The organism is Pseudogracilibacillus sp. SO30301A (assembly GCF_037072025.1).
In the GTDB taxonomy this organism is placed as follows: domain Bacteria; phylum Bacillota; class Bacilli; order Bacillales; family Amphibacillaceae; genus Pseudogracilibacillus.
Window position 1 is genome coordinate 46,384 of sequence record NZ_JAXHDD010000005.1, and the last position, 26,400, is coordinate 72,783.

Annotated in this window: 23 protein-coding genes and 1 riboswitch; of the genes, 21 read left to right on the plus strand and 2 right to left on the minus strand. The window is 37.0% G+C overall.

Annotated elements, in window-relative coordinates; genetic code table 11:
- Positions 1 to 721 precede the first annotated feature (721 nt).
- A complete protein-coding gene (locus tag SPD89_RS04380) occupies positions 722 to 1,129 on the minus strand; it encodes a transposase (RefSeq protein ID WP_336260746.1) in 408 nt (135 codons plus the stop codon).
- Complete coding sequence (locus SPD89_RS04385) at positions 1,098 to 1,463, minus strand: IS110 family transposase (protein ID WP_336260747.1); 366 nt, start codon at positions 1,461 to 1,463, stop codon at positions 1,098 to 1,100. Before SPD89_RS04385 ends, SPD89_RS04380 begins: the two co-directional genes overlap by 32 nt.
- 466 nt (positions 1,464 to 1,929) lie before the next feature.
- Between SPD89_RS04385 and SPD89_RS04390 the strand changes: the two genes are divergently transcribed.
- The 21 genes from SPD89_RS04390 to sufB all read left to right on the plus strand — a co-directional run bounded on the left by SPD89_RS04390 (position 1,930) and on the right by sufB (position 26,399).
- On the plus strand, positions 1,930 to 2,136 hold the full coding sequence (locus SPD89_RS04390; protein WP_336260748.1) for a cation transporter: 207 nt from the start codon (positions 1,930 to 1,932) through the stop codon (positions 2,134 to 2,136).
- 154 nt (positions 2,137 to 2,290) lie between these two features.
- On the plus strand, positions 2,291 to 4,003 hold the full coding sequence (locus tag SPD89_RS04395; protein ID WP_336260749.1) for a methylmalonyl-CoA mutase family protein: 1,713 nt from the start codon (positions 2,291 to 2,293) through the stop codon (positions 4,001 to 4,003).
- Positions 3,990 to 6,140: a methylmalonyl-CoA mutase gene (gene scpA, locus SPD89_RS04400; protein WP_336260750.1), complete on the plus strand. Its 2,151-nt coding sequence runs from the start codon at positions 3,990 to 3,992 to the stop codon at positions 6,138 to 6,140. The genes SPD89_RS04395 and scpA overlap by 14 nt, the downstream gene beginning before the upstream one ends.
- Positions 6,137 to 7,225 (plus strand): methylmalonyl Co-A mutase-associated GTPase MeaB, encoded by a 1,089-nt coding sequence (meaB, locus tag SPD89_RS04405; RefSeq protein ID WP_336260751.1) that lies wholly within the window; start codon positions 6,137 to 6,139, stop codon positions 7,223 to 7,225. The genes scpA and meaB overlap by 4 nt, the downstream gene beginning before the upstream one ends.
- Positions 7,226 to 7,264: 39 nt before the next feature.
- Complete coding sequence (locus SPD89_RS04410; RefSeq protein ID WP_336260752.1) at positions 7,265 to 7,834, plus strand: DJ-1/PfpI family protein; 570 nt, start codon at positions 7,265 to 7,267, stop codon at positions 7,832 to 7,834.
- Positions 7,835 to 8,010: 176 nt separating this feature from the next.
- Entirely contained in the window at positions 8,011 to 10,410 is a 2,400-nt protein-coding gene (locus SPD89_RS04415) for a 3-hydroxyacyl-CoA dehydrogenase/enoyl-CoA hydratase family protein (protein ID WP_336260753.1), read from the plus strand.
- Between the two features lie 55 nt (positions 10,411 to 10,465).
- Positions 10,466 to 11,641: an acetyl-CoA C-acetyltransferase gene (locus SPD89_RS04420; RefSeq protein WP_336260754.1), complete on the plus strand. Its 1,176-nt coding sequence runs from the start codon at positions 10,466 to 10,468 to the stop codon at positions 11,639 to 11,641.
- Between the two features lie 63 nt (positions 11,642 to 11,704).
- Complete coding sequence (locus SPD89_RS04425; RefSeq protein WP_336260755.1) at positions 11,705 to 13,483, plus strand: acyl-CoA dehydrogenase family protein; 1,779 nt, start codon at positions 11,705 to 11,707, stop codon at positions 13,481 to 13,483.
- Positions 13,484 to 14,799: 1,316 nt separating this feature from the next.
- The gene (locus tag SPD89_RS04430) at positions 14,800 to 15,783 is read left to right on the plus strand and encodes a nuclease-related domain-containing protein (RefSeq protein ID WP_336260756.1); all 984 of its coding nucleotides are present in this window, start codon (positions 14,800 to 14,802) and stop codon (positions 15,781 to 15,783) included.
- 531 nt (positions 15,784 to 16,314) lie between these two features.
- Entirely contained in the window at positions 16,315 to 16,674 is a 360-nt protein-coding gene (locus SPD89_RS04435) for an arsenate reductase family protein (protein WP_336260757.1), read from the plus strand.
- A gap of 19 nt (positions 16,675 to 16,693) precedes the next feature.
- Entirely contained in the window at positions 16,694 to 17,074 is a 381-nt protein-coding gene (gene gcvH, locus SPD89_RS04440) for a glycine cleavage system protein GcvH (RefSeq protein ID WP_336260758.1), read from the plus strand.
- A 96-nt stretch (positions 17,075 to 17,170) separates the two neighbouring features.
- The gene (locus tag SPD89_RS04445) at positions 17,171 to 17,530 is read left to right on the plus strand and encodes a toprim domain-containing protein (RefSeq protein ID WP_336260759.1); all 360 of its coding nucleotides are present in this window, start codon (positions 17,171 to 17,173) and stop codon (positions 17,528 to 17,530) included.
- Positions 17,531 to 17,547: 17 nt separating this feature from the next.
- Positions 17,548 to 17,865 carry a thioredoxin family protein gene (locus tag SPD89_RS04450; protein ID WP_442961047.1) on the plus strand — a complete coding sequence of 106 codons (318 nt, stop codon included), beginning with the start codon at positions 17,548 to 17,550 and terminating at the stop codon, positions 17,863 to 17,865.
- 74 nt (positions 17,866 to 17,939) lie between these two features.
- Positions 17,940 to 18,054, plus strand: a riboswitch (SAM riboswitch).
- A 155-nt stretch (positions 18,055 to 18,209) separates the two neighbouring features.
- On the plus strand, positions 18,210 to 19,241 hold the full coding sequence (locus tag SPD89_RS04455; RefSeq protein WP_336260761.1) for a methionine ABC transporter ATP-binding protein: 1,032 nt from the start codon (positions 18,210 to 18,212) through the stop codon (positions 19,239 to 19,241).
- Entirely contained in the window at positions 19,231 to 19,896 is a 666-nt protein-coding gene (locus tag SPD89_RS04460; protein ID WP_336260762.1) for a methionine ABC transporter permease, read from the plus strand. Before SPD89_RS04455 ends, SPD89_RS04460 begins: the two co-directional genes overlap by 11 nt.
- A 16-nt stretch (positions 19,897 to 19,912) precedes the next feature.
- Positions 19,913 to 20,764 carry a MetQ/NlpA family ABC transporter substrate-binding protein gene (locus SPD89_RS04465; RefSeq protein WP_336260763.1) on the plus strand — a complete coding sequence of 284 codons (852 nt, stop codon included), beginning with the start codon at positions 19,913 to 19,915 and terminating at the stop codon, positions 20,762 to 20,764.
- A 311-nt stretch (positions 20,765 to 21,075) separates the two neighbouring features.
- Positions 21,076 to 21,864 carry a Fe-S cluster assembly ATPase SufC gene (gene sufC / locus SPD89_RS04470; RefSeq protein ID WP_336260764.1) on the plus strand — a complete coding sequence of 263 codons (789 nt, stop codon included), beginning with the start codon at positions 21,076 to 21,078 and terminating at the stop codon, positions 21,862 to 21,864.
- A gap of 20 nt (positions 21,865 to 21,884) precedes the next feature.
- Positions 21,885 to 23,192, plus strand: a complete 1,308-nt coding sequence (gene sufD, locus SPD89_RS04475; protein ID WP_336260765.1) for a Fe-S cluster assembly protein SufD — start codon at positions 21,885 to 21,887, stop codon at positions 23,190 to 23,192.
- The gene (locus SPD89_RS04480; protein ID WP_336260766.1) at positions 23,192 to 24,415 is read left to right on the plus strand and encodes a cysteine desulfurase; all 1,224 of its coding nucleotides are present in this window, start codon (positions 23,192 to 23,194) and stop codon (positions 24,413 to 24,415) included. The genes sufD and SPD89_RS04480 overlap by 1 nt, the downstream gene beginning before the upstream one ends.
- Positions 24,402 to 24,830, plus strand: a complete 429-nt coding sequence (sufU, locus tag SPD89_RS04485) for a Fe-S cluster assembly sulfur transfer protein SufU (RefSeq protein ID WP_336260767.1) — start codon at positions 24,402 to 24,404, stop codon at positions 24,828 to 24,830. Before SPD89_RS04480 ends, sufU begins: the two co-directional genes overlap by 14 nt.
- Before the next feature lie 171 nt (positions 24,831 to 25,001).
- The gene (gene sufB / locus SPD89_RS04490; protein WP_336260768.1) at positions 25,002 to 26,399 is read left to right on the plus strand and encodes a Fe-S cluster assembly protein SufB; all 1,398 of its coding nucleotides are present in this window, start codon (positions 25,002 to 25,004) and stop codon (positions 26,397 to 26,399) included.
- The last annotated feature ends 1 nt before the right edge of the window (position 26,400 follow it).

Genomic DNA, 26,400 nt, shown 5'->3' on the forward strand with positions numbered 1-26,400 from the left:
ATATAACAAATTAATCAAATGTTTTTTCCAAAAAAAGTAATTTTACTTTTTAGGGAGGATGTTTTTTTGTGTCAAAATTGAGCTTATCTCCCATTTTCGTATAAAAAGGATAAAAAGGATCAAGTCGGCTAAAAGCGCTGACGTCCTGTTAGCAACGCCGACACTAGCACGTCCTGTGCGTCGGAAGTTCGAGGCGGCACAGTTTCGAGCAGCGGACTTTCACAGGATGTGATGACTTTCGTGTTGTCCACAGGACATGGGCGGTTTTAGCAGAAGCTCCCCTATTGCAGTGTCATTTTCACCGGACTTTTTATACGAAAAAGGAGGAAAAGCCTGATTTTGACACAAAAAAGCACCCTCCCGTAAATGGGATTTCCCATTTTTTAAAAAAAGTTGACTATGAATTAATTTGATTTATGCTGATTCTATTTCTTGAATATCCACTTCATGGCCTAGGTTTTGTAGTTTTTTGATAAAATAATCTTTCTTCCTTTCTTTATTTGGTAGGTAATTCCATCCAAGTTCTTGTTAGGGGGTTTTGGTTTTCAACATCTGGTAAATAATCCTTAATATTAAGTGTGCTAGTGCCATGTTTGCCTTATACGGCCATCGTCGTTTTACTATGCGATAATAAAAGGAAAGTCTGCTGTCCTTTGTTTTCATTGCGGCCCAGGCTACCTGACACAGTATGGCTTTTAGTCCTTTGTTTCCTTTTGAGGATTTAAGTGCTCTTTATTTTTCCAGCACTTTCATTGTTACCAGGGCTGAATCTACCCCATGATGATAGATTCCCATCGGAAGGAAATTGTGCCATATCAATACCTATTTCCGCTAAGATGCCCGCCGCTGCATCTTTCTTGATACCAGGAATGGTCATTAATAAATTCATTTCTTCACGATAGGGGATGACCGATAGACTACTTTTGCTTTCTAATTCTTCAATCCGGTTTTCGATGTAAATAAGGTGATCATAATGCATTTGAATTAATTCGCGGTGATGTAGACGAATTCGACTATTTAAAGCATCCACGATCTGTGGCACTTTCTTCTTTAGTGTTGTTTTTACCATTGTTCTTATTTGGTCAACTTCCAATACTTCACCATTGATGATAGATCTCGAGTAATGCACGCCCTGAAACACTAATTACATCGGAAACATACGTGCTAAGTTTTATATTAGCATCTTGCATGATTTTATGGATTCTGTTTTTCTCAGACGTTGCATGACCTAATAATTTGCGACGGTAGCGTGTTAAGTCCCGTAAATCTCTAAATGCTACTGGGGGGACAAAACTAGGCTCAATTAGACCAGCATGTAACAGTTTCGCGATCCAATTCGCATCGGAAACATCAGTTTTTCTACCAGATACATTCTTGATTCGCTGGGCATTGGCAAGTATTAATGTGAAATGACCTTCAAGAATATTCCAAACTGGTTTCCAAAAAACACCGGTGCTTTCCATCACAACATCTGTTACTTTGTATTCTGCAAGTCAATCTTGTAGTTTAAGTAATTCTTTGACAGTAGTTCCAAATGTTTTTGTTTCCTTTTTTGGTCTACGGTTTAATGGTCCATATAATACACACGCAACAACGTCTTTTGATGAACATTCAGCCCTGCAACATGTTCTAAAATAGCATCCATAATTAATCGCATCCTTTGTATATAATGCTAGGTCATACATTCTTAAGCCTGTACTTTTAAACACGTGCTCTTGACAACAATAGGCGGTGCTCATGAATGTATTACGTCAGTTTTGAATTCGGGTTTAATTTCACCAAAAAAGCGACGACTTTAGACATGCATTAACATGAATAATAATATATTGTTCAACCCCTGATACCCATTTTCATATAATGCGGTGTCTGGTAAGACATAGTAGGTTTGAACATACTTTATTAGATAACGATTAAAAAGGAGAGAGCATCATGAATGTAGTTCTAGTAGTAAAGGGCATGAATTGTGAAAATTGTGTAAGGTCGGTAACGGGTGCTCTTGAAGGATTATATGGAGTAGAACATGTTGAAGCTCATCTAGATGCCGGGAAAGTAAACGTACGATATGATCAGTCTGTGATTGATTTAAAAACAATCTGTGACAAAATTGAAGAACAAGGATATGATGTCGTTCGTTAATAAATCTAAAATGCAATATATTGCACGTAAGAGGTTCGTTTATAAGGTTAAATGAAATAAACAAGTTACTGAGTCGTGTCTTTATACTTCAAACCCAAATGCAATCACTATAAATGGAATGATATACTAAATGTAGGACTGGAGGGAATTTTTCATGGTTACTGAAATGAAAACGACATCTTTTAAAGCGGTTACGGAGGAAGAATGGCGGGAGGTTGCTAGTCAATCTTTGCGTGGACTTCCTTTTGAAAAATTGGTTACGAAAACGCTGGAAGGGATCGATATTCAACCGCTTTATACGAAAGAAAAGTTTGCGCTAGAAAATGAGTTGCACGACACAATGCTTCAAACTATTCGTGGAGGAATCGAAAGTCCTGATTGGACGATTGCTCAACAATCTTATGAAACTAATTCCAAACGGTTTTTAGCGGAAGTGAAAGAATCCTTAAATAAAGGAAATGAGGCAATTGTTTATAATGGAAAACGTCCTGTAATATGGAAAGAAAACGACTTAAAAGAATTATCGAAATTAGTTCAAGTTTACCCATTATATGCTTTTGATGTGGACGAGCAGGACGAATTTACAAAACTATTTTCATTTATCGATGGAAAAAATAGAAAAAATGTAAAAGGTATTTTTACTGGAAGTGCAATTTTACCTGAAGGATATCATTTACTTCGGAGAATTTCTGCTAATACAATTCCTTATCATGAACGTGGTGCTGATAATATCACGGAACTTGCTCTTACACTTGCAATCGCTGCAGAAGAAACACAGAATTTTAATTCGTTTACGCAGTTTTTTAATCAATTTTCCGTTCGTTTTGCGATCGACACGCACTTTTTTATGGAGATAGCAAAACTTAGAGCATTTCGTGTTTTATGGCAAACATTTGCTCAAGCTTACGGAAATGAAAAACCAAACCGGGTGCCGATTGTTTCAGAAGCCTCGTTACGTACATATTCCAAATTAGATCCTTATGTGAACTTGCTTCGTGCTGGAAATGAAGCATTTTCCGCTGTGCTAGGTGGAACGGATGTATTAACTATTCATCCACATAATGTGTTAACAAATATATCACCAACCTCCGTACGGAATGCACGTAATATTCAGCTCGTTATAAAAGAAGAAACGTTTGTCCAATATGTGCTCGATCCATCGGGTGGTTCGTATTTTATTGATACTTTAACTAATGAAATGATTGAAAAAGCATGGGCATATTTTCAAGAAATCGAACGTCTCGGAGGATTATCTGCATATGTTTCAAGTGGAGCATTAGATGAAAAATTAGACCAACTGTATCATAAACGAATGAAGCTGGTAAGTCATCGTAAGAAATCTTTAATTGGTACAAATAATTATGCCGATGTAACGGAGACAGTTCCAGAAGATGTAGGACCAATCGAGGTTGAAAGAAGATTGGCAGAACCATATGAACATTTGAGAATTAACTTCGCAAACAGCCAACCTAAAACAGTCTTACTCACTTTTGGACAGTTGAAAGATTTTAAAGCCCGTGCGGATTTCGTGACAGGTTTCTTAGCGACCGCAGGAATTAAAACTGAAATGAGTCCAGCTTTTAACAATGTAGAAGAAGCAATAACATGGATAGAAACGAATGAATTTGATTATGGAATCATTTGCATTCCTCCAAAGGAAACAGAGGCAGTAATGAAAGAGCTTATCCATGAGTTACCGCAAGGAAAATGGATAGATGTAGCTGGCAAATATGATGAAGAACTGGAAAAGGAATGGAAGCGTGCAAGTATATCTGGCTTTATATTTCAAGGGCAAGATCAGTTGGAAAAATTAGAAGAGCTTCAGCAACGTTGGGATAGGAGGCTGAATAAACATGAAGAAGCCTAATTTTAGTAAAATTACCCCATTACAAATAGAAAATTCAGCAAATATTACTAAGGAAAAAGCGATAGAAACGAATGAAGGAATAGCCATAAAAAATGTGTATCAAGCAGAAGATGTAGAAGGGTTAGAACATGTAAACGATTATCCGGGAATTGCACCAAATACGAGAGGTCCATATCCGACGATGTATGTGACTAGACCTTGGACAGTAAGACAGTATGCGGGCTTTTCAACCGCTGAGGAAAGTAATGCTTTTTACAGACGAAATTTAGCGATGGGACAAAAAGGATTATCTGTAGCGTTTGACTTGGCGACCCACCGTGGATATGATTCGGATCATGAACGAGTTCGTGGTGACGTTGGGAAGGCCGGTGTAGCGATAGACTCGGTGGAAGATATGAAAATATTATTTGACGGTATTCCGCTTGATGAAATGTCTGTTTCGATGACGATGAATGGTGCGGTTTTACCTGTCATGGCATTTTATATTATCGCTGCAGAAGAACAAGGCGTCTCACCTGAAAAGCTGGCTGGTACGATTCAAAATGATATTTTAAAAGAATATATGGTCAGGAATACGTATATTTTCCCACCTGAAATGTCGATGAAAATAATTGCGGATATTTTTGAATATACATCAAAATATATGCCGAAGTTTAATTCGATTTCGATTTCCGGTTACCATATGCAAGAAGCGGGAGCGACGAATGATATTGAACTCGCTTATACATTAGCAGATGGGCTAGAATATGTTCGAACTGGGCTGAAAGCTGGCATCGATATTGATTCTTTCGCACCAAGATTATCATTTTTCTGGGCAATCGGCAAAAATTATTTTATGGAAGTTGCGAAGATGAGAGCAGCTAGGAGAATGTGGGCACAAATGATAAAAACATTTGAACCAAAAAATCCAAAGTCGCTTGCACTTCGAACGCATTCGCAAACTTCTGGATGGAGTTTAACCGAACAGGATCCATTTAATAACGTAACGAGAACGTTACTTGAGGCGAATGCTGCGGCGATGGGACATACGCAGAGTCTGCACACAAATGCATTAGACGAAGCGATTGCCCTACCGACTGATTTTTCCGCACGGATTGCACGCAATACACAATTATTTTTACAAGAAGAAACGTTAATGACAAATGTTGCGGATCCATGGGGTGGTTCTTATTATGTGGAAACATTAACGGATGAATTAATGAAGAGAGCATGGGAGCATATTGAAGAAATTGAAGATTTAGGTGGAATGGCAAAAGCGATAGAAACGGGTCTGCCTAAGCTAAAAATTGAAGAAGCAGCTGCGAAAAGGCAAGCACAAATCGATTCACAAGCCGAGACGATTATTGGCATGAATAAATATCAGTTGGATGAAGAAGAGCCGATTGACATTTTAGATATCGATAATACAGTTGTCCGGGAAAAGCAAATTGAACGAATTGAAAAAATGAGAGCAGCCAGGGATGAAGCGAAAGTAGGGAGACTGCTAAATCGATTAACAGAAGCGGCCAGAACTGGAAATGAAAACTTGTTAGCATGTACAGTTGATGCAGCAAGAGCTAGGGCGACGATTGGCGAAATTAGTGACGCAATCGAAAAAGTATCTGGACGTCACAAGGCGGTGATTCAATCCGTGAGCGGTGTATACAGTACAAACTTTTCAAATCAAGAAGTAATTGCAGAAGTAAAAAGAATGACGGAAGAATTTTTGGAAAATGAAGGACGTAGACCACGAATGTTAGTTGCGAAAATGGGACAAGATGGTCATGATAGAGGAGCTAAAGTTGTTGCTTCATCATACGCAGACCTAGGTTTTGATGTGGATATCGGTCCACTTTTCCAAACACCGGCTGAAACAGCTGCACAGGCAGTAGAAAATGATGTTCATGTTGTTGGTGTTAGTTCACTCGCTGCAGGGCATAGAACGCTTGTACCACAATTAAAAGCGGAACTTCAAAAGCTAGGTCGTGAAGATATTTTAATTATCGTTGGTGGTGTTATCCCAGCTCAAGATTACGAACATCTACGTAAAAGTGGAGCAGTTGGAATTTTTGGCCCAGGTACAGTAATCCCTGTGGCTGCACAAAAAATAATTGAAGAAATTTATAAAAGTCTTGGTTATGAGGAAGTGGAAGAATGACATCAAATAACAAAGACGAAGAAGAGACTGCATTAAACGTCATGGGAGGGATTAAAAGTTCCCATGACGGTATAAAACGAACAAAGCGACGCCGGTTTGTGAAGAAAAAAGAAACGGTTCAAATTGATTCATTATATGAAAGGGTAATTAGCGGTTCAATGCTTGACCTTGCACGTGCGATAACGTTAATTGAAAGTACTCGTCGTGAAGATCAAACACATGCACAAGCACTACTGCAAAAAGCGCTCCCTCATACAGGGAAAAGTATCCGAATTGGGATAAGTGGGGTCCCGGGAGCTGGAAAAAGTACGTTTATAGAGACGTTTGGTTTAATGTTATGTGAACTAGGCTACAAAGTTGCTGTCCTAGCGATTGACCCTAGTTCCTCGGTTACAGGTGGCAGTATTTTGGGGGATAAAACGAGAATGGAAAATTTGTCTAGTCATCCAAATGCTTATATTAGGCCATCTCCAACTTCCGGAACATTAGGTGGTGTTCATCGGAAAACGAGGGAAACGATGCTATTATGTGAAGCGGCCGGTTATGATGTAATCTTAGTTGAAACAGTTGGAGTTGGACAAAGTGAAACTGCGGTCCGGAATATGGTTGACTTTTTCATGTTACTTGCATTAACCGGCGCTGGTGATGATCTTCAAGGTATGAAAAAAGGGATCATGGAAATAACAGATTTGATCATTGTTCATAAAGCGGATGGTGATAATATGCGGCTAGCGAAACGTACTGTTCGTGAATATAAACAGATTTTGCATTTTCTACAGCCGGCAACACCTGGTTGGGAAGCTACTGCAGTTCCTGTTTCGTCGTTAGAAAAAACTGGCCATGATAAAGTGTGGGAAATAATTACTGAATTCAAAAGTAAAATGGAAAAAAGTAATTACTGGCAAGAAAGAAGACAGGAGCAAACAAAAAGTTGGTTCCATGATACGATCCATGACTATCTTGTTGAACACTTTTTTAGCAAGAAAGGGAAAAAGGAACAGGTATCGGAGCTTGAGCAGAAAATTGGAGAAGGAAAATTAACGATTGCTTCAGCGTTAGAACAACTATTTAGTAAGAATAATTAAATTACCAAATCGTATATCTAAGTATGGAGGGTGTAACAAATGAAAAAAGTGATGGTTATTGTTTACCCGGAATATGCTGACTTTCAAATTGCTCATACATTATTCTTGCTTAAAAAATTTGGAGATGTAAAAATGACAACCGCTTCACTTGATGGAAAAGAAGTAGAAAGTATTGGAAGTTTGAAAACAAAGGCAGACATCTCTTTATCTGAAATTAAAAAAGTAGAGTATGACCTTATTCTTATTCCAGGTGGAGATGGAGTACCACAATTATTAGAAGAAACAGTAATGACAGAAACATTAAAACGAGCATATACTTCCAATATCCCCATTGCAACGATATGTGGGGGGGCGGCATTTTTGGCGCAGGCAGGTGTTCTTAAAGAAAAAAGATTTACTTGTAAATTAGAGACGTATGAAACGAATCGAAAGCTTTTTAAAGAATCGATATATACGGGCACCCCGTTAGAAAAAGACCAACTTGTCATAACTGCAAAACCAACTGCTTTTGCCGAGTTAGCGATAGCAGTCGGAGAAATGCTCCATCTTTTTAGAAATAAGAAACAATCGAATACTTTTTATTCGTTTTGTAAAGGTGAAAATAGTTAATTAAGATTAGTAGAATCGGGTAGAAATTCAATTAATACTCGATTTTTTTATTTTTTCACTTGAAAACGTTGCCAAAATAATTTATTTAGTCTATGATAGTAACAGAAACACTTTTTTTATTTAACCAATAGTGAATGAGGGTTCATTCAAACAATGATGTTAGGAGGATTATGTAAATGAGTCGAGTAATAAAACGTGCTGCAGTACTTGGATCAGGAGTGATGGGATCTGGAATAGCTGCTCATTTAGCGAATATAGGAATTCCTACCTTGATGCTAGATGTAGTACCAAGAGATTTAACGGAAACGGAGAAAAAACAAGGTTTAACTTTGGAAGATAAATCTGTACGAAATCGAATTGTAAGTAACAATAAACAAGCATTGTTAAAACAGAAACCTTCCCCAATAACATCGAAAAGGAGTCTTGATCTAATTGAAGTCGGCAACATGGAAGATGATTTAGAAAAATTAGCAGATGTAGATTGGATTGTTGAGGTAGTCGTTGAAAATTTAGCAGTAAAGAAGCAAGTTTTTGCCCAAGTAGATAAATTTCGAAAAGAAGGAACAATTGTCAGTTCTAATACATCTGGTATTTCAGTTGAAAGAATGATAGAAGATTGTTCAGATGACATGAAAAAACATTTTTTGGGAACACATTTTTTTAACCCGCCAAGATATTTGAAATTATTAGAAATCATTCCCACAAAACATACGGATGATGAAATTGTTTCTTTTATGAAAGAGTTTAGTGAGAATGTTTTGGGTAAGGGAGTAGTTGAAGCAAAAGACACACCTAATTTTATAGCAAATAGAATTGGAACATATGGACTCCAGGTCACTGTTCATGAAATGACAAAAGCAGGCTTATCTGTTGGGGAAGTGGACTCGATAACTGGCCCATTGATTGGAAGGCCAAAGAGTGCAACTTTCCGCACATTGGATGTTGTAGGATTAGATACTTTTATCCACGTTGCCAAAACTGTTTATGATCAAGTGGAGGGGGAAGAAAAAGCAGTTTTTGAAATTCCATCCTTCATGCAGGAGATGAATGAAAAAGGTTGGATTGGTGCTAAGGCGAAACAAGGTTTTTATTTGAAACAAAAAGGTAAAGATGGAAGCACTATCTTACAATTAAATCCAGAAACAATGGAATATGAGGAACGTAAAAAGCTAAAAACTGCAGCTGTTGAAATGGCAAAACAGCAAAAAGGATCGAGAAAAAAATTAAAGGCACTTCTATCTCAACCAGGTGACAAAGCAAGTGACTTTTTATGGAATATATTTAAACCTACTTTACTATACTCAGCGGAGCTCTTAGGGGAAATAGCTGATGATATCACCCAAATTGATAATGCAATGAAATGGGGATTTGGCTGGAAGATGGGACCATTTGAAACTTGGGATGCAATTGGTCTTCGTAAATCGGTTGAACGAATGAAAAAGGAAGGAACAACCGTACCTTCATGGATCGAAAAACTGCTTGATGAAGGAAATGAAACTTTTTATAAAGAAGATAATGGCAATGTTTACTTCTATGATAATGGTGAATATAACCAAGTAGATTTTAATAAAAAAGAAATTAATATAAAACGACTGAAGAGTACAAATGGAGTGATCAAAAAGAATACTGGCGCTAGTTTAGTAGATTTAGGAGACGGAGTAGCATTACTTGAGTTTACTTCACCGAATAATTCCCTTGGTCTTGACGTCGTGCAAATGGTGAATAGCGCTATTGATGAGGTAGAAAAAAATTACGAAGGTCTTGTGATTGGTAATCAAGGAACAAATTTCTGTGTTGGTGCAAACTTAGCGCTTATGCTAATGGAAGCTCAAGATGATAATTTCTTTGAACTTGATATGGTTGTTAAACAGTTTCAGAACATGACATTGAAAATTAAATACTCTGAGAAACCTGTCGTTACTGCACCTTTTAATATGACATTAGGTGGCGGTGCAGAAGTAACACTACCGGCAGCTTCCGTTCAAGCGTCAGCAGAATCATATATTGGTTTAGTAGAGGTTGGCGTTGGACTAATTCCTGGAGGCGGTGGAATGAAAGAACTCTACTTAAAAATGTTACGTGATCTGCCTCAAGGAGTAGATTTTGACTTAATAAAAGTAGCGAATACTGTCTTTGAAAGAGTTGCAACGGCAAAAGTTTCTACTTCAGCTGAGGAAGCAAGAGAAAATGGCTTTTTAAATAATTATGATGGGATTAGTGTAAACCCAGATCATTTACTTTACGATGCCAAACAACGAGTTTTAGCTCTAGCACAGTTAGGATACAAAGCTCCTAAACGTGAAAAAATTCCTGTTGTTGGAGATGCAGGGTATGCGGCGATGATGCTTGGAGCAAAACAACTGCAGTTAAGTGGTTACGCATCTGAACATGATATGAAAATTGCTGAAAAATTAGCATATGTGTTATCAGGTGGTCGGATAAAAGAAGGAACAGTAATCGATGAACAAGTAATGCTTGATCTTGAAAGAGAAGCTTTCTTAAGTTTAATCGGTGAGCCAAAGACTCAAATGCGCATGCAACATATGTTGTTAAAAGGAAAACCGTTAAGAAACTAGTGTAAATAATTAGCAAATCGAAGAAACCTTAGTGATGGAAGAAGGAGGAATTAGATTGAGGGAAGCAGTCATTGTTGCAGGGGCAAGAACTCCTGTTGGAAGGGCCAAGAGAGGAACGTTAAAAAATGTGAGACCTGATGACTTAGCTGCATTAACTGTTAAAGAGACGTTAAAACGTGCAGATAATTATGATGGGAATATTGATGATGTCATTTTTGGAAATGCCATACCGGAAGCGGAGCAAGGGATGAATCTAGCGAATAATATCGCTGGACTTGCCGGATTGAAGAAAGAAACTCCAGCAATTACGATAAACCGTTATTGTTCATCTGGACTTCAATCAATCGCCTATGGAGCTGAACGCATTATGTTAGGACAAAGTGACACAATTCTAGCTGGTGGAGCGGAATCGATGAGTCTAGTTCCAATGCCAGGACATGTGATTAAACCTAATTCTAGATTAGTAGAAGAGGCACCTGAATATTATATGTCGATGGGACATACAGCAGAAGAAGTTGCAAATAGGTACGGCGTTTCCCGAGAGGAACAAGATGCTTTTGCAGTAGAAAGCCATAAGCGAGCGGCACAAGCGATTAAAGAAGATAAATTTAAAGACGAAATCGTACCAGTGGAAGTGACTGAACGTTTCGTTGGTAAAAACAATAAAATTGAAGAAAGTACGATTATATTTGATACAGATGAAGGAGTTCGTCCCGGAACTACAATGGAAGTACTTGCAAAATTACGTCCAGCATTTTCTGTTACTGGGTCGGTGACGGCTGGAAATTCCTCGCAAATGAGTGATGGAGCGGCTTCAGTTTTATTAATGGATCGTGAAAAAGCGGTTGCTGAAGGATTGACACCACTATTAAAATTCCGCTCTTTTGCGGTAGCTGGAGTAGAGCCTGAAGTAATGGGGATTGGCCCAATAGAAGCGGTTCCTAAAGCGTTAAAACTTGCAGGGCTTGAACTTTCCGATATTGGAATTTTTGAATTGAACGAAGCATTTGCATCACAGTCTGTTCAAGTAATTAAAACGCTTGGACTCGATCCAGAAAAAGTAAACGTAAACGGTGGTGCTATTGCACTTGGTCACCCACTAGGAATGACAGGTACAAAATTAACACTATCTATCATGCATGAGATGAAACGTAGGAATGAACAATTTGGCGTTGTTACGATGTGTATTGGTGGAGGAATGGGTGCAGCTGGGGTATTTGAACTGATTTAGAAAATAAGGGTGGAGCGTATTTCCCCCCTTTCCTATCAATAAATTACGAAAGGATGTTTACCAATGACAGAAGAAAAATTATTTAAAGGTGGCTCTTTTTTAGTAGAAGATTTAAAAGGCGAAGATATTATTACACCAGAGGATTTTACAGATGAGCATAAGATGATTGCTAATACGACAGAAGAATTTGTTGAAAAAGAAGTATTGCCTTTAGTTGATAATTTAGAGAACCATGAATTTGAACATTCAGTTAAGCTATTAAAAAAGGCTGGAGAATTGGGCTTATTAAGTGCTGATATACCGGAAGAATATGGTGGTTTAGCATTAGATAAAACTAGCTCATCCTTAATTACAGAAAAGTTTGCTCGTGCAGGTGGTTTTTCGATAACACACGGTGCTCATGTTGGAATTGGAACATTACCAATTGTATTTTTCGGTAATCATGAACAAAAAGCAAAATACTTACCAAAACTTGCAACAGGTGAATTAATTGCTGCTTATGCATTAACAGAGCCAGGTTCAGGTTCCGATGCGCTTGGTGCCAAAACTACTGCTACATTAAATGAAGCTGGAACTCACTATATTTTAAATGGGGAGAAACAATGGATAACAAATTCTGATTTTGCTGATGTTTTCGTTGTCTATGCCAAAATTAATGGAGAAGATTTCTCGGCCTTCATAGTGGAACGCAATTATCCTGGTGTGTCTGTAGGACCAGAAGAAAAGAAAATGGGAATAAAAGCATCTTCCACTCGTACATTAGTGTTAGAGGACGCTGAAGTTCCAGTAGAAAATTTACTAGGTGAACAAGGTCGTGGCCATATTATTGCATTTAATATTTTAAATGTCGGCCGCTATAAGCTAGCAATTGGTGGAGTTGGCGGAGCTAAAATTGGCATTGAGTTAGCTACGAAATATGTAAATGAGCGAAAGCAATTTGATCGTGCGATTTCAAGTTTTACGTTAACACAAGAAAAACTTGGAACAATGGCAGCCGAAACTTACGCAAATGAGAGTGCGGTTTATCGTACAGTAGGCTTATTCGAACAACAGATGGGTTCCTTGTCAGAAGAGCAATTAAAAGATGGACGTGAAGTTGCAAAAGCAATTGCTGAATACCAAATCGAATGCTCCATGAACAAATATATGTGTACAGAATTACTCGATTATGTTGCTGATGAAGCGGTACAAATGCATGGTGGATACGGATTTATGCAAGAATATGAAGTGGAAAGAATGTACCGGGATTCACGTATTAATCGAATTTTTGAAGGAACAAACGAGATTAACCGTTTATTAGTACCAGGAACCTTACTGAAAAAGGCATTAAAAGGTGAACTACCGCTTCTTGAAAAAGCACAAGGATTACAGGAAGAGCTACTCATGATGATGCCTGAAGAAGTCGGTACAGAAGCATTAGAACAAGAAAAATATTTGGTGAAAAATGCCAAGAAAATTGTTTTACTAGGTGCCGGATTAGCCGCTCAAAAATACATGCAAAAAATAGAAGACGAACAAGAAATTTTAGCAAATCTAGCCGATATGGTTGCAGAAGTGTACAATATGGAATCGGCAATTTTACGAACAGAAAAAGCGATTAATGCAACTGGTGAAGAGAAAAATAAACAAAAACTTCTATATACAGAAGTATATGTCCAAGAAGCATTTAATCGAATCGAAGCCGACGCCAAAGAAATTCTAATCGCTGTGGAAGAAGGAGACAATCTCCGCATGATGCTATCTTCCCTACGTAAACTAACGCGTCACACACCTATTAATGTAATTGCAAAAAAACGTGAAATTGCTCGAGTTATTATTGATGCCGAAAGATATGTAGTTTAATAGTAGATATAGCCCCCTGAATGGGGGCTATTCTAATTATTAAAGGTTTTCCTATTGCTGAATATTATGTTATTCGCTGAATAATCGCGGAATGCGCTGAATAGATTTACAATTACGCTGAATTATCCATTGCAATCGCTGAATCCGAGAGCCAATTCGCTGAATCAGGCACCGCCGCAGAATTTTTTTGTTATTCGCTGAATAATCGCGGAATGCGCTGAATAGATTTACAATTACGCTGAATTATCCTTGCAATCGCCGAATCCGAGAGCCAATTCGCTGAATCAGGTACCGCTGCTGAATTTTTTTGTTATTCGCTGAATAATCGCGGAATGCGCTGAATAGATTTACAATTACGCTGAATTATCATTGCAATCGCCGAATCCGAGAGCCAATTCGCTGAATCAGGCACCGCCGCAGAATTTTTTTGTTATTCGCCGAATAATCGCAGAATGCGCTGAATAGATCTACAATTACGCTGAATTATCATTGCAATCGCCGAATCCGAGAGCCAATTCGCTGAATCAGGCATCTCCGCTGAATTTTTTTGTTATTCGCTGAATAATCGTGGAATGCGCTGAATAGATTTACAATTACGCCGAATTATCCATTGCAATCGCCGAATCCGAGAGCCAATTCGCTGAATCAGGTACCGCCGCAGAATTTTTTTGTTATTCGCTGAATAATCGTGGAATGCGCTGAATAGATTTACAATTACGCTGAATTATCATTGCAATCGCCGAATCCGAGAGCCAATTCGCTGAATCAGGTACCGCCGCTGAATTTTTTTGTTATTCGCTGAATCATCGCGGAATGCGCTGAATAGATTTACAATTACGCTGAATTATCATTGCAATCGCCGAATCCGAGAGCCAATTCGCTGAATCAGGTACCGCCGCAGAATTTTTTTGTTATTCGCTGAATCATCGCGGAATGCGCTGAATAGATTTACAATTACGCTGAATTATCCATTGCAATCGCTGAATCCGAGAGCCAATTCGCTGAATCAGGTACCGCCGCAGAATTTTTTTGTTATTCGCTGAATAATCGTGGAATGCGCTGAATAGATTTACAATTACGCTGAATTATAACTAAAATTGCTGAATCACGTAATAATTGTGCTGAACTTTGATTTGATTCGCTGAAAATATAAATAACATTAAAATTAATTTTCCATATGGATTGAGCACTCTAAAATGCACTTTCCTATTTATTAAAATTGTATTTTCTCTTACTCTAGCAATGTTAAAAAGAGTTTTTACCTATTTGCAGAATATCATGTTCTATCTTATTCTATAGAAAAAGGTAGGGATAGCATGATTCTAAAGGAGCGAGAAATAAGTATAATATTAAAAAAATTGTATGCATTGGATGGGAGAATGTACAATGATCATATTGAAAAAAGTCACGTGCATAACGATTTACAAAAGAAATTAGCGGAAAGACGGGGTGAAGAGGCGGTTGATTTTTATCTTCAATTCTTAGAACAAGATTTTTTTCATTTTTTGCTTTCTATAAGAATTCCGGATGAACAAGGTTTTTTTCAAATTGACACATTAACCCTTTCGCCTTTTTTTATTCTGATTTTAGAAATAAAAAACTGGCGAGGTACCATATTGTTTGGTGATAATGGCCAGGTTATTCGGGTAAGAGAAAATGGTACAGAAGAAGGGTTTCAAAATCCAATTCCTCAAGCGTATCTCCAACGTTATAGGCTTCAAAAGTGGCTCCAACAAAGAGGTTTGAACAATATACCGATTTATACGATGGTTGTTATCAGCTTCCCAAGTACGATTATTAAATCAATCACTCAACAAGAAATTCCAAAAGAAGTTATCCATAGTAATCAATTAAACTTTAGAGTTAATGCTTTGGCCGATAAACACGAACAAGTCATTTCGAAGGATGATATTCAACTAATCGCTAAGCAATTAATAGCAGAGCACACTCCCGAAGATAAGGATATTTTATCCGCTTATAATATACGTGCAAATGAATTAATTAAGGGGGTAATTTGCGATGATTGTTCATACCACCCTATGATATGGCACCGTTCAAAAATGTTTTGTCCGAAATGTAAGTTCACTTCTACAAATTCTTTTCTATATGCAATTCAAGATTTTTCACTGTTAATTAGTAATAAAGCTAAAAATAAAGAGTTAAGAGATTTTTTACAGATAGACTCACCTCATATTGTTAAAAGACTTATGCAACGATTAGGATTTGATTATTTTGGAAACACAAATGGGAGAAAGTATATACTTAATAATGAAGTGATACCTAATAAATTAATACATTAAAAGGTGATCGCTGAATTTTTTTCTTATTCGCTGAAACATCGTGAGAATCGCTGAATTGACTGTCATTAGCGCTGGATTTTTTATTGAACCGCCGAATTTAGGGCTCCATCCGCTGAATCGAGTTGTTGCGCTGAATTTTTTCCTTATTCGCTGAAACATCGTGAGAATCGCTGAATTGACTGTCATTAGCGCTGAATTTTTTATTGAACCGCCGAATTTAGGGCTCCATCCGCTGAATCGAGTTGTCGCGCTGAATTTTTTTCTTATTCGCTGAAACATCGTGAGAATCGCTGAATTGACTGTCATTAGCGCTGGATTTTTTATTGAACCGCCGAATTTAGGGCTCCATCCGCTGAATCGAGTTGTCGCGCTGAATTTTCTAGTTATTCACTAAAATTAAATGTGAAGCCAATGAATTATTACGAATAATCGCTGAATATCTCCAAAACCACTGAACTAATCACAATATTGTTTTTAAGTGGAATACTTTGGTATAATCGTCGTAAATGCTAAACGTGATGGAGGTAGATCATGACACTTACAATGTATTGGTATCCGAATTGTGGATCTTGTAAAAAGGCGAAAAAATGGTTAGACGACCATGATCGTACATATAATTTAATACATATAGTAGAGAACCCACCGAATGAGCAAGAACTACTTGATTTGATTGAAAAAAGTGAGCTCCCTGCACGGCGATTTTTCAATACGAGTGGGAAAGTATATCGAGAACAAAAAATGAAGGATAAAATTAAAGATGCGACTATCGAAGAGATGGTAGGCTATCTCGCATCGAATGGGTTGTTGATTAAACGTCCGATTGTAACAGATGGAAAAAAGGTAACAGTTGGTTTTAAAGAAGAAGATTTTCAAGCCAATTGGTCAATATAATAATTAGGAGGTATTAGAGATGAGTTTACCGACAGATTTACTTTATTCGAAGGAGCATGAATGGGTAAGAAGAGAAGGAAGCGATGTTAGAATTGGAATTACTGATTTTGCTCAAGATGAATTAGGTGATATCGTTTTTGTTGAACTTCCAGAGGTAGGCGATACAATTGAAGTGAATGAGCCGTTTGGAAGTGTTGAGTCTGTAAAAACAGTTTCAGAATTGTATGCGCCAATAAGCGGGACAGTTGTAGAAGTTAATGAGGGTTTGGAAGATAATCCAGAGTATGTTAATGAATCTCCTTATGAACAAGCCTGGATGATCGTTGTTGAACCGTCCGCTGATGAAGAACTAGATGATCTGCTTTCCTCTGAAGAATATAATGCTTATATTTCTAAATAGGAATAATATTACTTGCACCCTACCTTAAGGGTGCATGTAGTTTTTTAGAGACTTCTAGCTTTCAACGATGGCTACCTTGAAATTGGGGGAAAAGCATTGGGTATTTTAAATGATAAGAAAGTTATTATCGTAGAAGGTTTATCCGATAAGATGCATGTTCAAAAAATAATCAAAGAGGAAATCGATATCGTTTGTACACACGGAACATTTGGCGTGGAAAAGTTTGATGAAATGTTAGATGAATTTGATCTAGATAATCGTGATGTATATATTTTTGTTGATGCAGATGAACCTGGAATAAGGTTAAGGAAGCAATTAACTGCTGAATTGCCCAATTCCATTCAAATGTATATTCCGGATGATTATCAACAAGTTGAACTAACTCCTCTGGATATTATTGCTCATGAATTAGTAAAACATAACTTTAAAATAGATCCATTGTATTTGATGTTATAAGGAAATTGGTGATTCTTTTGCAAGAAATAACCGCAGAACAATTAGAACAAAAAAGTGACTATTTATTATACATTCATACCCCTTTTTGTGGAACTTGTCATGTAGCGCGTTCATTTTTAGAAAAAATCGAAAAAACACATCAGCAAGATATTTTTTATGAGATGAACGCATCACTGTACCCGGAATTTATGCAGAAATATAAGGTGGAAAGTGTACCTTGTTTGTTCGTTATGAAAGACGATCAAGTTAAAGAAAAAGTGTATACATTCTTTTCCGTTGCAAATATATATCATTATGTATGGACGTATGTACCCGAGCTCTTTCGACAAAATTAAACGTATTACTTGACATAAAAACAGATATAATGCTATATTGTTTATTGTTATCAATAAAAAGGAATACATCTTAACTCTTATGAAGAGCGATGGAGGGACTGGCCCTATGAATTCGCGGCAACCTTCAATTTTACTTCCAAAATTGAAAGGTGCTAAATCCTGCAAAGCAGATGCTTTGATAGATGAGAGAATGTGAAGATAGATTGTTAAGTCTTTCTGTTCTCTTACAGGAAGACTTTTTTAATTGTATCTGAATGAGTAAACAGGGTGGCATTAGAGTATGTACCTAATGTTATGCGAATTTCATAGTTTCCCAAACCAACGATGTAAAAGGAGGGCAAATCATGATATCGATACAAAATTTAAAGAAAGTTTTTACACTAGATAAAAGCCCGATTACAGCAGTAGATTCCCTATCATTAGAAATAAAGGAAGGAGAAATCTTCGGGGTAATAGGGTACAGTGGTGCGGGGAAAAGTACATTAGTACGGCTACTAAATCGTTTGGAAGAGCCTTCGGATGGATCCATTATTATTGATGGAAAAGAAATGACTAAACTAAAAGGCAAAAAGTTAAGACAAGCCAGGCAAGAAATCGGGATGATTTTTCAACATTTTAATCTTTTATGGTCTCGAACGACGGAGGAAAATATTGCTTTTCCACTAGAAATAGCAGGTGTTCCAAAAACAGAACAGAAAAAGAAAGTTCAAGAGCTGATCGATTTGGTTGGGCTAACTGGAAGAGAAAAAGCCTATCCTTCCCAACTAAGCGGAGGGCAAAAACAGCGTGTAGGGATCGCACGTGCACTTGCAAATGATCCGAAACTGCTTCTTTGCGATGAAGCTACATCGGCACTAGATCCAGAAACTACTAATTCAATTCTAGATTTGCTAGTGGATATTAACCAAAAACTTGGCCTTACGATTATTTTAATAACACATGAAATGCATGTGATTCGCAAAATATGTGATCGGGTTGCTGTTATGGAGAAAGGGAAGATCGTAGAAACTGGTAATGTTCTAGATGTGTTCTCTAACCCAGAACAACCTATTACGAAAAAATTTGTGGAACAAGTGATGGCAAATCCAGACGTAGAAGAAAGTGTTGCGGACATTCTCAATAATGTAAAGAAACATGGAAAAGTATTACGCCTCCATTTTTTAGGAGCATTTGCAAATGAAGCTTTAATTAGTGAAGTATCGAAAAAGTTTTCCGTTGATACGAATATTATCCAAGGAAAAATTACGCAGACACAAAATGGTGTGTTAGGTACCTTAATTGTTCAAATGGTAGGAAACAAAGCTGAAATTGAAAAAGCGATTAACTTTATTAAAGAAGCCTCAGTTGAAGTGGAGCTGATTCGAGATGACACTTAATTTTGCTAATATTGATTGGGATAAACTAATGACGGCGACGTATGAAACGTTTTATATGACATTAATCTCATTAACTGGAACTTTTATTATAGGTGTGTTACTCGGATTACTATTATACTTAACTGCCAAAGATGGACTTTGGGAAAATAAGGTGATTAACTTTATTACAGCAACAATAGTAAATGTGTTTCGTGCAATTCCATTTATTATCTTAATACTTCTACTCTTTCCATTTACGTATTTTTTAATTGGGACGATTAGAGGACCGAATGCAGCCTTACCAGCTTTAATTATTGGTGCCGCTCCATTCTATGGTAGGTTAGTAGAAATTGCTTTAAAGGAAATAGATAAAGGAGTTATTGAGGCGGCGCAATCAATGGGAGCAAGTACACGATCTATTATTTTTAAAGTTCTTCTTCCTGAATCGATGCCTGCTTTAATCTCAGGAATAACTGTTACCGCAATCGCGCTTATTGGTTATACGGCAATGGCAGGTGCAATTGGTGCGGGTGGCCTTGGAAGTTACGCATATTATGCTGGATTCCAGCGTAGAGCCTTTGATATTGTATTTATTTGTTCAGTAATAATCGTATTCATCGTCTTCATTTTCCAATTTATTGGAGACTTTACTTCAAAAAAATTAGACAAAAGATAAAGGAGATTTTTATAAAATGAAAAGACTACTTACATTATTTTCCGTTCTACTTATTTTAGTATTAGCAGCTTGCGGAGGCGGAAATACAGACAATACGAATGAAGAAACAAGTGACGATACAGAAACAGAACAAGAAGAAGTAACAATTAAAGTTGGAGCATCAAGTGTTCCACATGCGGAAATTTTAGAAGAAGCTGCTCCAATTTTGGCTGAAAAAGGGATTACACTTGAAATAGAACCTTATGAAGATTATGTTTTACCGAACGATGATTTAGCAAGCGGTGAATTAGATGCTAACTACTTCCAGCATATACCTTATTTAGAGCAAACAGTTGCTGATACAGGTTATGAATTAACTCATATTGGCAACATCCACATTGAACCAATTGGAATTTATTCAAAATCAATTACAGATATGGAAGACATTCCTGAAGGGACAGAAGTTATTTTGAGTAATTCGGTTTCTGATCATGGTCGTATTTTAGGTTTATTTCAAAAAGCTGGTTTAATCGAGTTAGCAGATGGGGTTGAGGCAGCTAATGCAACGATTGATGATATTGTTGAAAATCCAAAAAAACTGACATTCACACCAGATTATGAGCCTGCATTTTTACCTGAAATATATGAAACTGAAGAAGATGCACTTGTCGTAATTAACACAAACTATGCAATTGGTGCTGGGCTCGATCCGCAGAATGACTCCATATTTATAGAAGAAGATGATTCTCCTTACGTTAACGTAATTGCTGTTAAAACGGAGGATGAAAATAATGAAGCGTTAAATACATTAGTTGAAGTACTTCACTCCGAAGAAATTCAAAACTTTATACTTGAAAATTATGACGGTGCGGTTGTACCTGTAAACTAAGATGATAAAGATGCTGATTCCTTTTAAATAGGATCAGCATTTTTGTTAACCAAAATTATTTTACAAATTATCACTTTTGGTTTATTGTTAAATTAGAACAATTATTAATAGGGAGGCTTTAAATGAGAATTTATTTGGAAATAACAAACAAATCTTTTATAAAGGTATTTATTAAAAAACTATATAAATAGACACCTAATTATCCATTATATTTGATAAATTGCATTCAATCAGATAAGATTGTACTGAGAATAAATTGATAATTGGTTAGTAACCAAATAAAATACACTACAGTATGTGGAGGTATCAATATGGCAGAGTTTACATTAGAAATAAAGGATCTTCATGTTTCTATTGAAGGTAATGAAATATTAAAGGGGATTACCCTTACAATAAAAAGTGGTGAATTTCATGCAATAATGGGACCGAATGGAACAGGGAAGTCCACGCTTGCAGCAGCAATTATGGGCCACCCGAAATTTGAAGTTACGAAAGGGTCCATTACTTTAAATGGGGAAGACGTATTAGAAATGGAAGTGGATGAAAGAGCACGTGCAGGGCTTTTCTTGGGCATGCAATACCCAAGCGAGATTAGCGGAGTTACAACATCTGACTTTTTACGTTCTTCTATTAACGCACGTCGTGAAGAAGGCAATGAAATTTCTTTAATGAAATTTATTAAAGAAATGGATCAAGCATTAGACGATTTAGAAATTGACCAAAACTTGGCTCAACGATATTTAAATGAAGGTTTCTCAGGTGGAGAGAAAAAGCGAAACGAGATTCTGCAATTAATGATGTTAAAACCAGGAATTGCCATTCTTGATGAGATTGACTCAGGACTCGATATCGATGCATTAAAGATCGTTTCAGATGCAGTGAATAAAGTACGTGAAGAAACTGGCTTAGGTTGCTTAATTATTACCCACTACCAACGCTTATTAAACTATATTAAACCTGACTTCGTTCATGTCGTTATGCAAGGTCGTATTGTAAAATCAGGTGGTGCTGAACTTGCAGAACGTTTAGAACAAGAAGGATACGAATGGGTTAAAGAAGAACTCGGCATTGAAGATGAAACGGTCGGTCAAAAAGCTTAAGGTAGGAGGGAGATAGTTCGATGACCACACTTACTACGTTACCATTTGATAATAAATATGTTGAACAATTTTCAAAAGAAAATGATGAACCAAAATGGATGACAACTCTACGTTTGGAAGGGTTAGATTTAGCTCAAACACTCGACCTTCCTAAACCAGATAAAACAAATATTACAAGATGGAATTTCACGCAATTTAAACACGGAGCAGAAGGAGAAAAAATTTCCGATTTAAAAAATGTTCCAGAACAATTAAAAGATTTTATTGATGAAAAAAATACACCAAAAAATATCGTTATTTTACGTAACCAGTCAGTTGCCTATGCAGCATTAGACGAAGAATTAAAAGATAAAGGTGTAATTTTTACAGATATTTTTACAGCGCTTAAAGAACATGAAGAACTTGTACAAAAGTATTACATGAAAGATGCAGTAGCAGTTGATGAACATAAGTTAACAGCTTTACATGCAGCTTTAATGAATGGTGGGATATTTGTATATGTTCCGAAAAACATTGAAATAAAAGAGCCAATACAAACAATATTTTGGCAGGAAGATCGTGAAGCCGCTCTATTTAATCATGTCATTGTAGTGGTTGAAGAAAATAGTGAAGTAACTTATGTAGAAAATTACATTTCTGATAATGAGTCAGAAGAAACAGTATCAAACATAATCACAGAAGTATTTGCCTATGATAATGCAAAAGTTTCTTTTGGCGCAGTAGATCATTTTGCTGCAGGTACTACTTCATATATTAACCGACGTGGCGTGGCATATCGAGATGCAACAATTGATTGGGCACTTGGCCAGATGAACGAAGGGTATACAGTATCTGAAAATGTTACTAATTTAATTGGTAATAGTTCGTCGGTAAATGCTCGAACAGTAACAGTTGGTCGCGGGAAACAAACACAAAACTTTACAGCAAAAACAGTGCATATTGGTTTAGATACAGATGGACAAATTTCACAACGCGGAGTGCTTAGCGGTCGTACAACGGCTATCTTTAACGCAATTGGTGAAATTGACAATGGAGCTACTCGTGCGAATGCAGAGCAAGAATCACGTGTACTCATGTTAAGCGGAGATGCACGAGGAGATGCTAACCCTATTCTTTTAATTGATGAAGATGATGTAACAGCAGGACACGCAGCATCTGTTGGCCGTGTTGATGATATGCAACTTTACTATTTGCAAAGTCGTGGAATTACAAAAAAAGATGCAGAAAGACTAATTATTCACGGGTTTTTGGCACCAGTTGTTAATGAATTGCCGATTGAAACAATTAAAAATCAATTAACACAATTAATTGAAGGGAAATTAAGCTAATGGATGTACGAAAAGTTCGTGAACAATTCCCCATTTTGGATCAAGAAGTAAATGGCCACCCTTTAGTGTATCTCGATTCTTCGGCAACTGCTCAAAAACCAATTAAAGTAATTGAAGCAGTCAATAATTATTATCGGCAAACGAATTCAAACGTTCACCGGGGTGTTCATACTCTCGGTTCTCAAGCGACTGATTTATATGAAGGAGCAAGAGATAAAGTAAGACGTTTTATTAACGCAAGAAGTACTGCGGAAATTATCTTTAATCGCGGAACGACAACTGGTATAAACGTTGTTGCACAAAGTTACGGATTGCAAAATGTAACGGCTGAAGATGAAATTGTTATTACTCCAATGGAACACCATAGTAATATAATACCTTGGCAACAAGTGGCTAAAAAAACCGGTGCTACATTAAAATATATTCCATTACAAGAAGATGGCACTATTTCTCTTGAAGATGTAAAGGAAACAGTGACAAATAAAACAAAGATTGTTGCTATTGCACATGTTTCAAATGTTTTAGGAACAATTAATCCAATTAAAGAGATTGCGAAAATTGCGCATGAAAATGGTGCAGTGATCGTTGTAGATGGAGCGCAGAGTGCACCACATCTTAAAATTGATGTTCAAGACTTGGATTGTGATTTTTACGCTTTTTCCGGACACAAAATGGGTGCTCCTACGGGAATAGGTGTATTATATGGTAAGGAAGAACTTTTAGAGAAAATGGAGCCGGTCGAATTCGGCGGAGAAATGATTGATTTTGTTGAAAAATATGATTCTACCTGGAAAGAGCTACCATGGAAATTTGAAGGTGGGACACCAATCATTGCTGGAGCAATTGGTCTTGGCGCAGCAATCGACTTTCTTTCGGACATTGGAATGGAGAATATTTTGCAGCATGAAGAAAAATTAGCAAAATATGCACTTGAACGGTTAAGTGAAATAGATGGTCTTACCATTTATGGACCTACAAAACGCGCAGCCTTAGTCACGTTTAATCTAGATGATGTTCATCCACATGATGTCTCAACTGTTTTGGACACAGAAGGTATTGCCATTCGTGCAGGCCACCATTGTGCGCAAGTTTTAATGAAACACTTAAATGTCTCAGCAACTGCAAGGGCAAGTATGTATTTGTATAATACAGAAGAAGATATTGATCGTTTAGCCGAAGGTCTGGTGAAAACAAAGGAGTATTTTGGGAATGTCGCATTTTAATTTAGACACATTATACCGACAAGTCATCATGGATCACTATAAACATCCACGAAATCGTGGAACTTTTGAAGATGAATCACTAACAGTTGAAATGAATAACCCAACATGTGGAGATCGCATATTTTTACAATTTAAACTAGATAGTGATGTTGTGGAAGATGTGAGATTTACAGGTGAAGGTTGTTCGATCAGTTTAGCTTCAGCCTCAATGATGACCCAAGCAATAAAAGGCAAGAAAATAGATGAAGCATTAAAAATGTCAAATTTATTTTCAAAAATGATGTTAGGCGAAGAAGTTGACATAGAAGCATTTGGTTTAGAAGATATCGAAGCATTGCAAGGAGTATCCAATTTTCCAGCACGAATTAAATGTGCAACACTTGCTTGGAAAGCGATGGAGAAGGTAAGCAAATAAACTACCCGAGTTGCTTGAAATTTGCTACAAATAAAGTAGGAACTGTTGTTATACGTGAGTTGGGACAAGCGAAAGCACAGTCCAAAGATGAGATACCTTTAACCAGTGGGCAATAAGAAAGTTGTATTCTTTCTCACAGCTTTCGAAAAAAACTTAAGGAGGTTTTTTAAAATGGCGAAAGAAATGCCAAATATTGGCGAATATAAATATGGGTTCCGTGACCGAGATGTATCTGTCTTTCGTACGGAAAGAGGGCTTACAAAAAAAGTAGTTGAAGAAATATCGCGTATGAAAAATGAGCCTGAGTGGATGCTAGAAGAACGCCTTAAAGCGTTGGATATTTTTTATAAAAAACCGATGCCTCAGTGGGGTGGAGACTTATCAGAACTCGATTTCGATGAGATTATTTACTATGTTAAACCTTCTGAGCGACAAGGTAGATCTTGGGATGAAGTACCTGAAGAAATCAAACAAACTTTTGATCGTTTAGGTATTCCTGAAGCTGAACAAAAATACCTTGCTGGTGTTTCCGCTCAGTATGAATCAGAAGTAGTATATCAAAGTTTAGAAAAAGATTTAGAAGAATTAGGAATTATTTTCTCTGATACCGATTCTGCACTTCAAGAGCATGAAGAAATATTTAAAGAGTATTTTGGAAAAGTAGTTCCAGCGTCAGATAATAAATTCGCTGCCCTAAATACGGCGGTATGGTCTGGTGGGTCATTTATCTACGTGCCAAAAGGTGTGGAAGCAAAAGCACCGCTACAAGCATATTTCCGAATTAACTCCGAGAATATGGGGCAATTTGAAAGAACGCTCATTATCGTAGATGAAGGTGCATCTGTTCACTATGTAGAAGGATGTACTGCACCAGTATATACGACAAACTCCCTTCATAGTGCAGTTGTGGAAATTTTTGTAAAAAAAGACGCTACATGCCGTTATACGACCATTCAAAACTGGGCAAATAACGTTTACAATTTAGTAACAAAACGAGCTACATGTGAAGCGAATGCAACAATGGAATGGATCGATGGTAATATGGGATCTAAATTAACGATGAAGTATCCGTCAGTCCTATTACGTGGAGAAGGTGCACGAGGTACAACTATTTCGATTGCCTTAGCTGGAAAAGGTCAACACCAAGATGCAGGAGCTAAAATGTATCATTTAGCACCAAACACATCATCTTCTATCGTTTCAAAATCAATTTCGAAACATGGAGGAAAAGTATCGTATCGCGGTATTGTTCACTTCGGTCGTAAAGCAGATGGAGCACGTGCCAATATTGAATGTGACACGCTCATTATGGATAACGAATCAACTTCAGATACCATTCCATATAATGAAATTTACAATGATAATATTTCACTTGAACACGAGGCAAAAGTTTCAAAAGTATCAGAAGAACAACTTTTCTATCTCATGAGTAGAGGTTTAGAAGAGCAAGAAGCAACAGATATGATCGTTATGGGCTTCATCGAGCCATTCACAAGAGAACTTCCAATGGAATATGCAGTTGAAATGAACCGTTTAATTTCGATGGAAATGGAAGGTAGTATCGGATAAT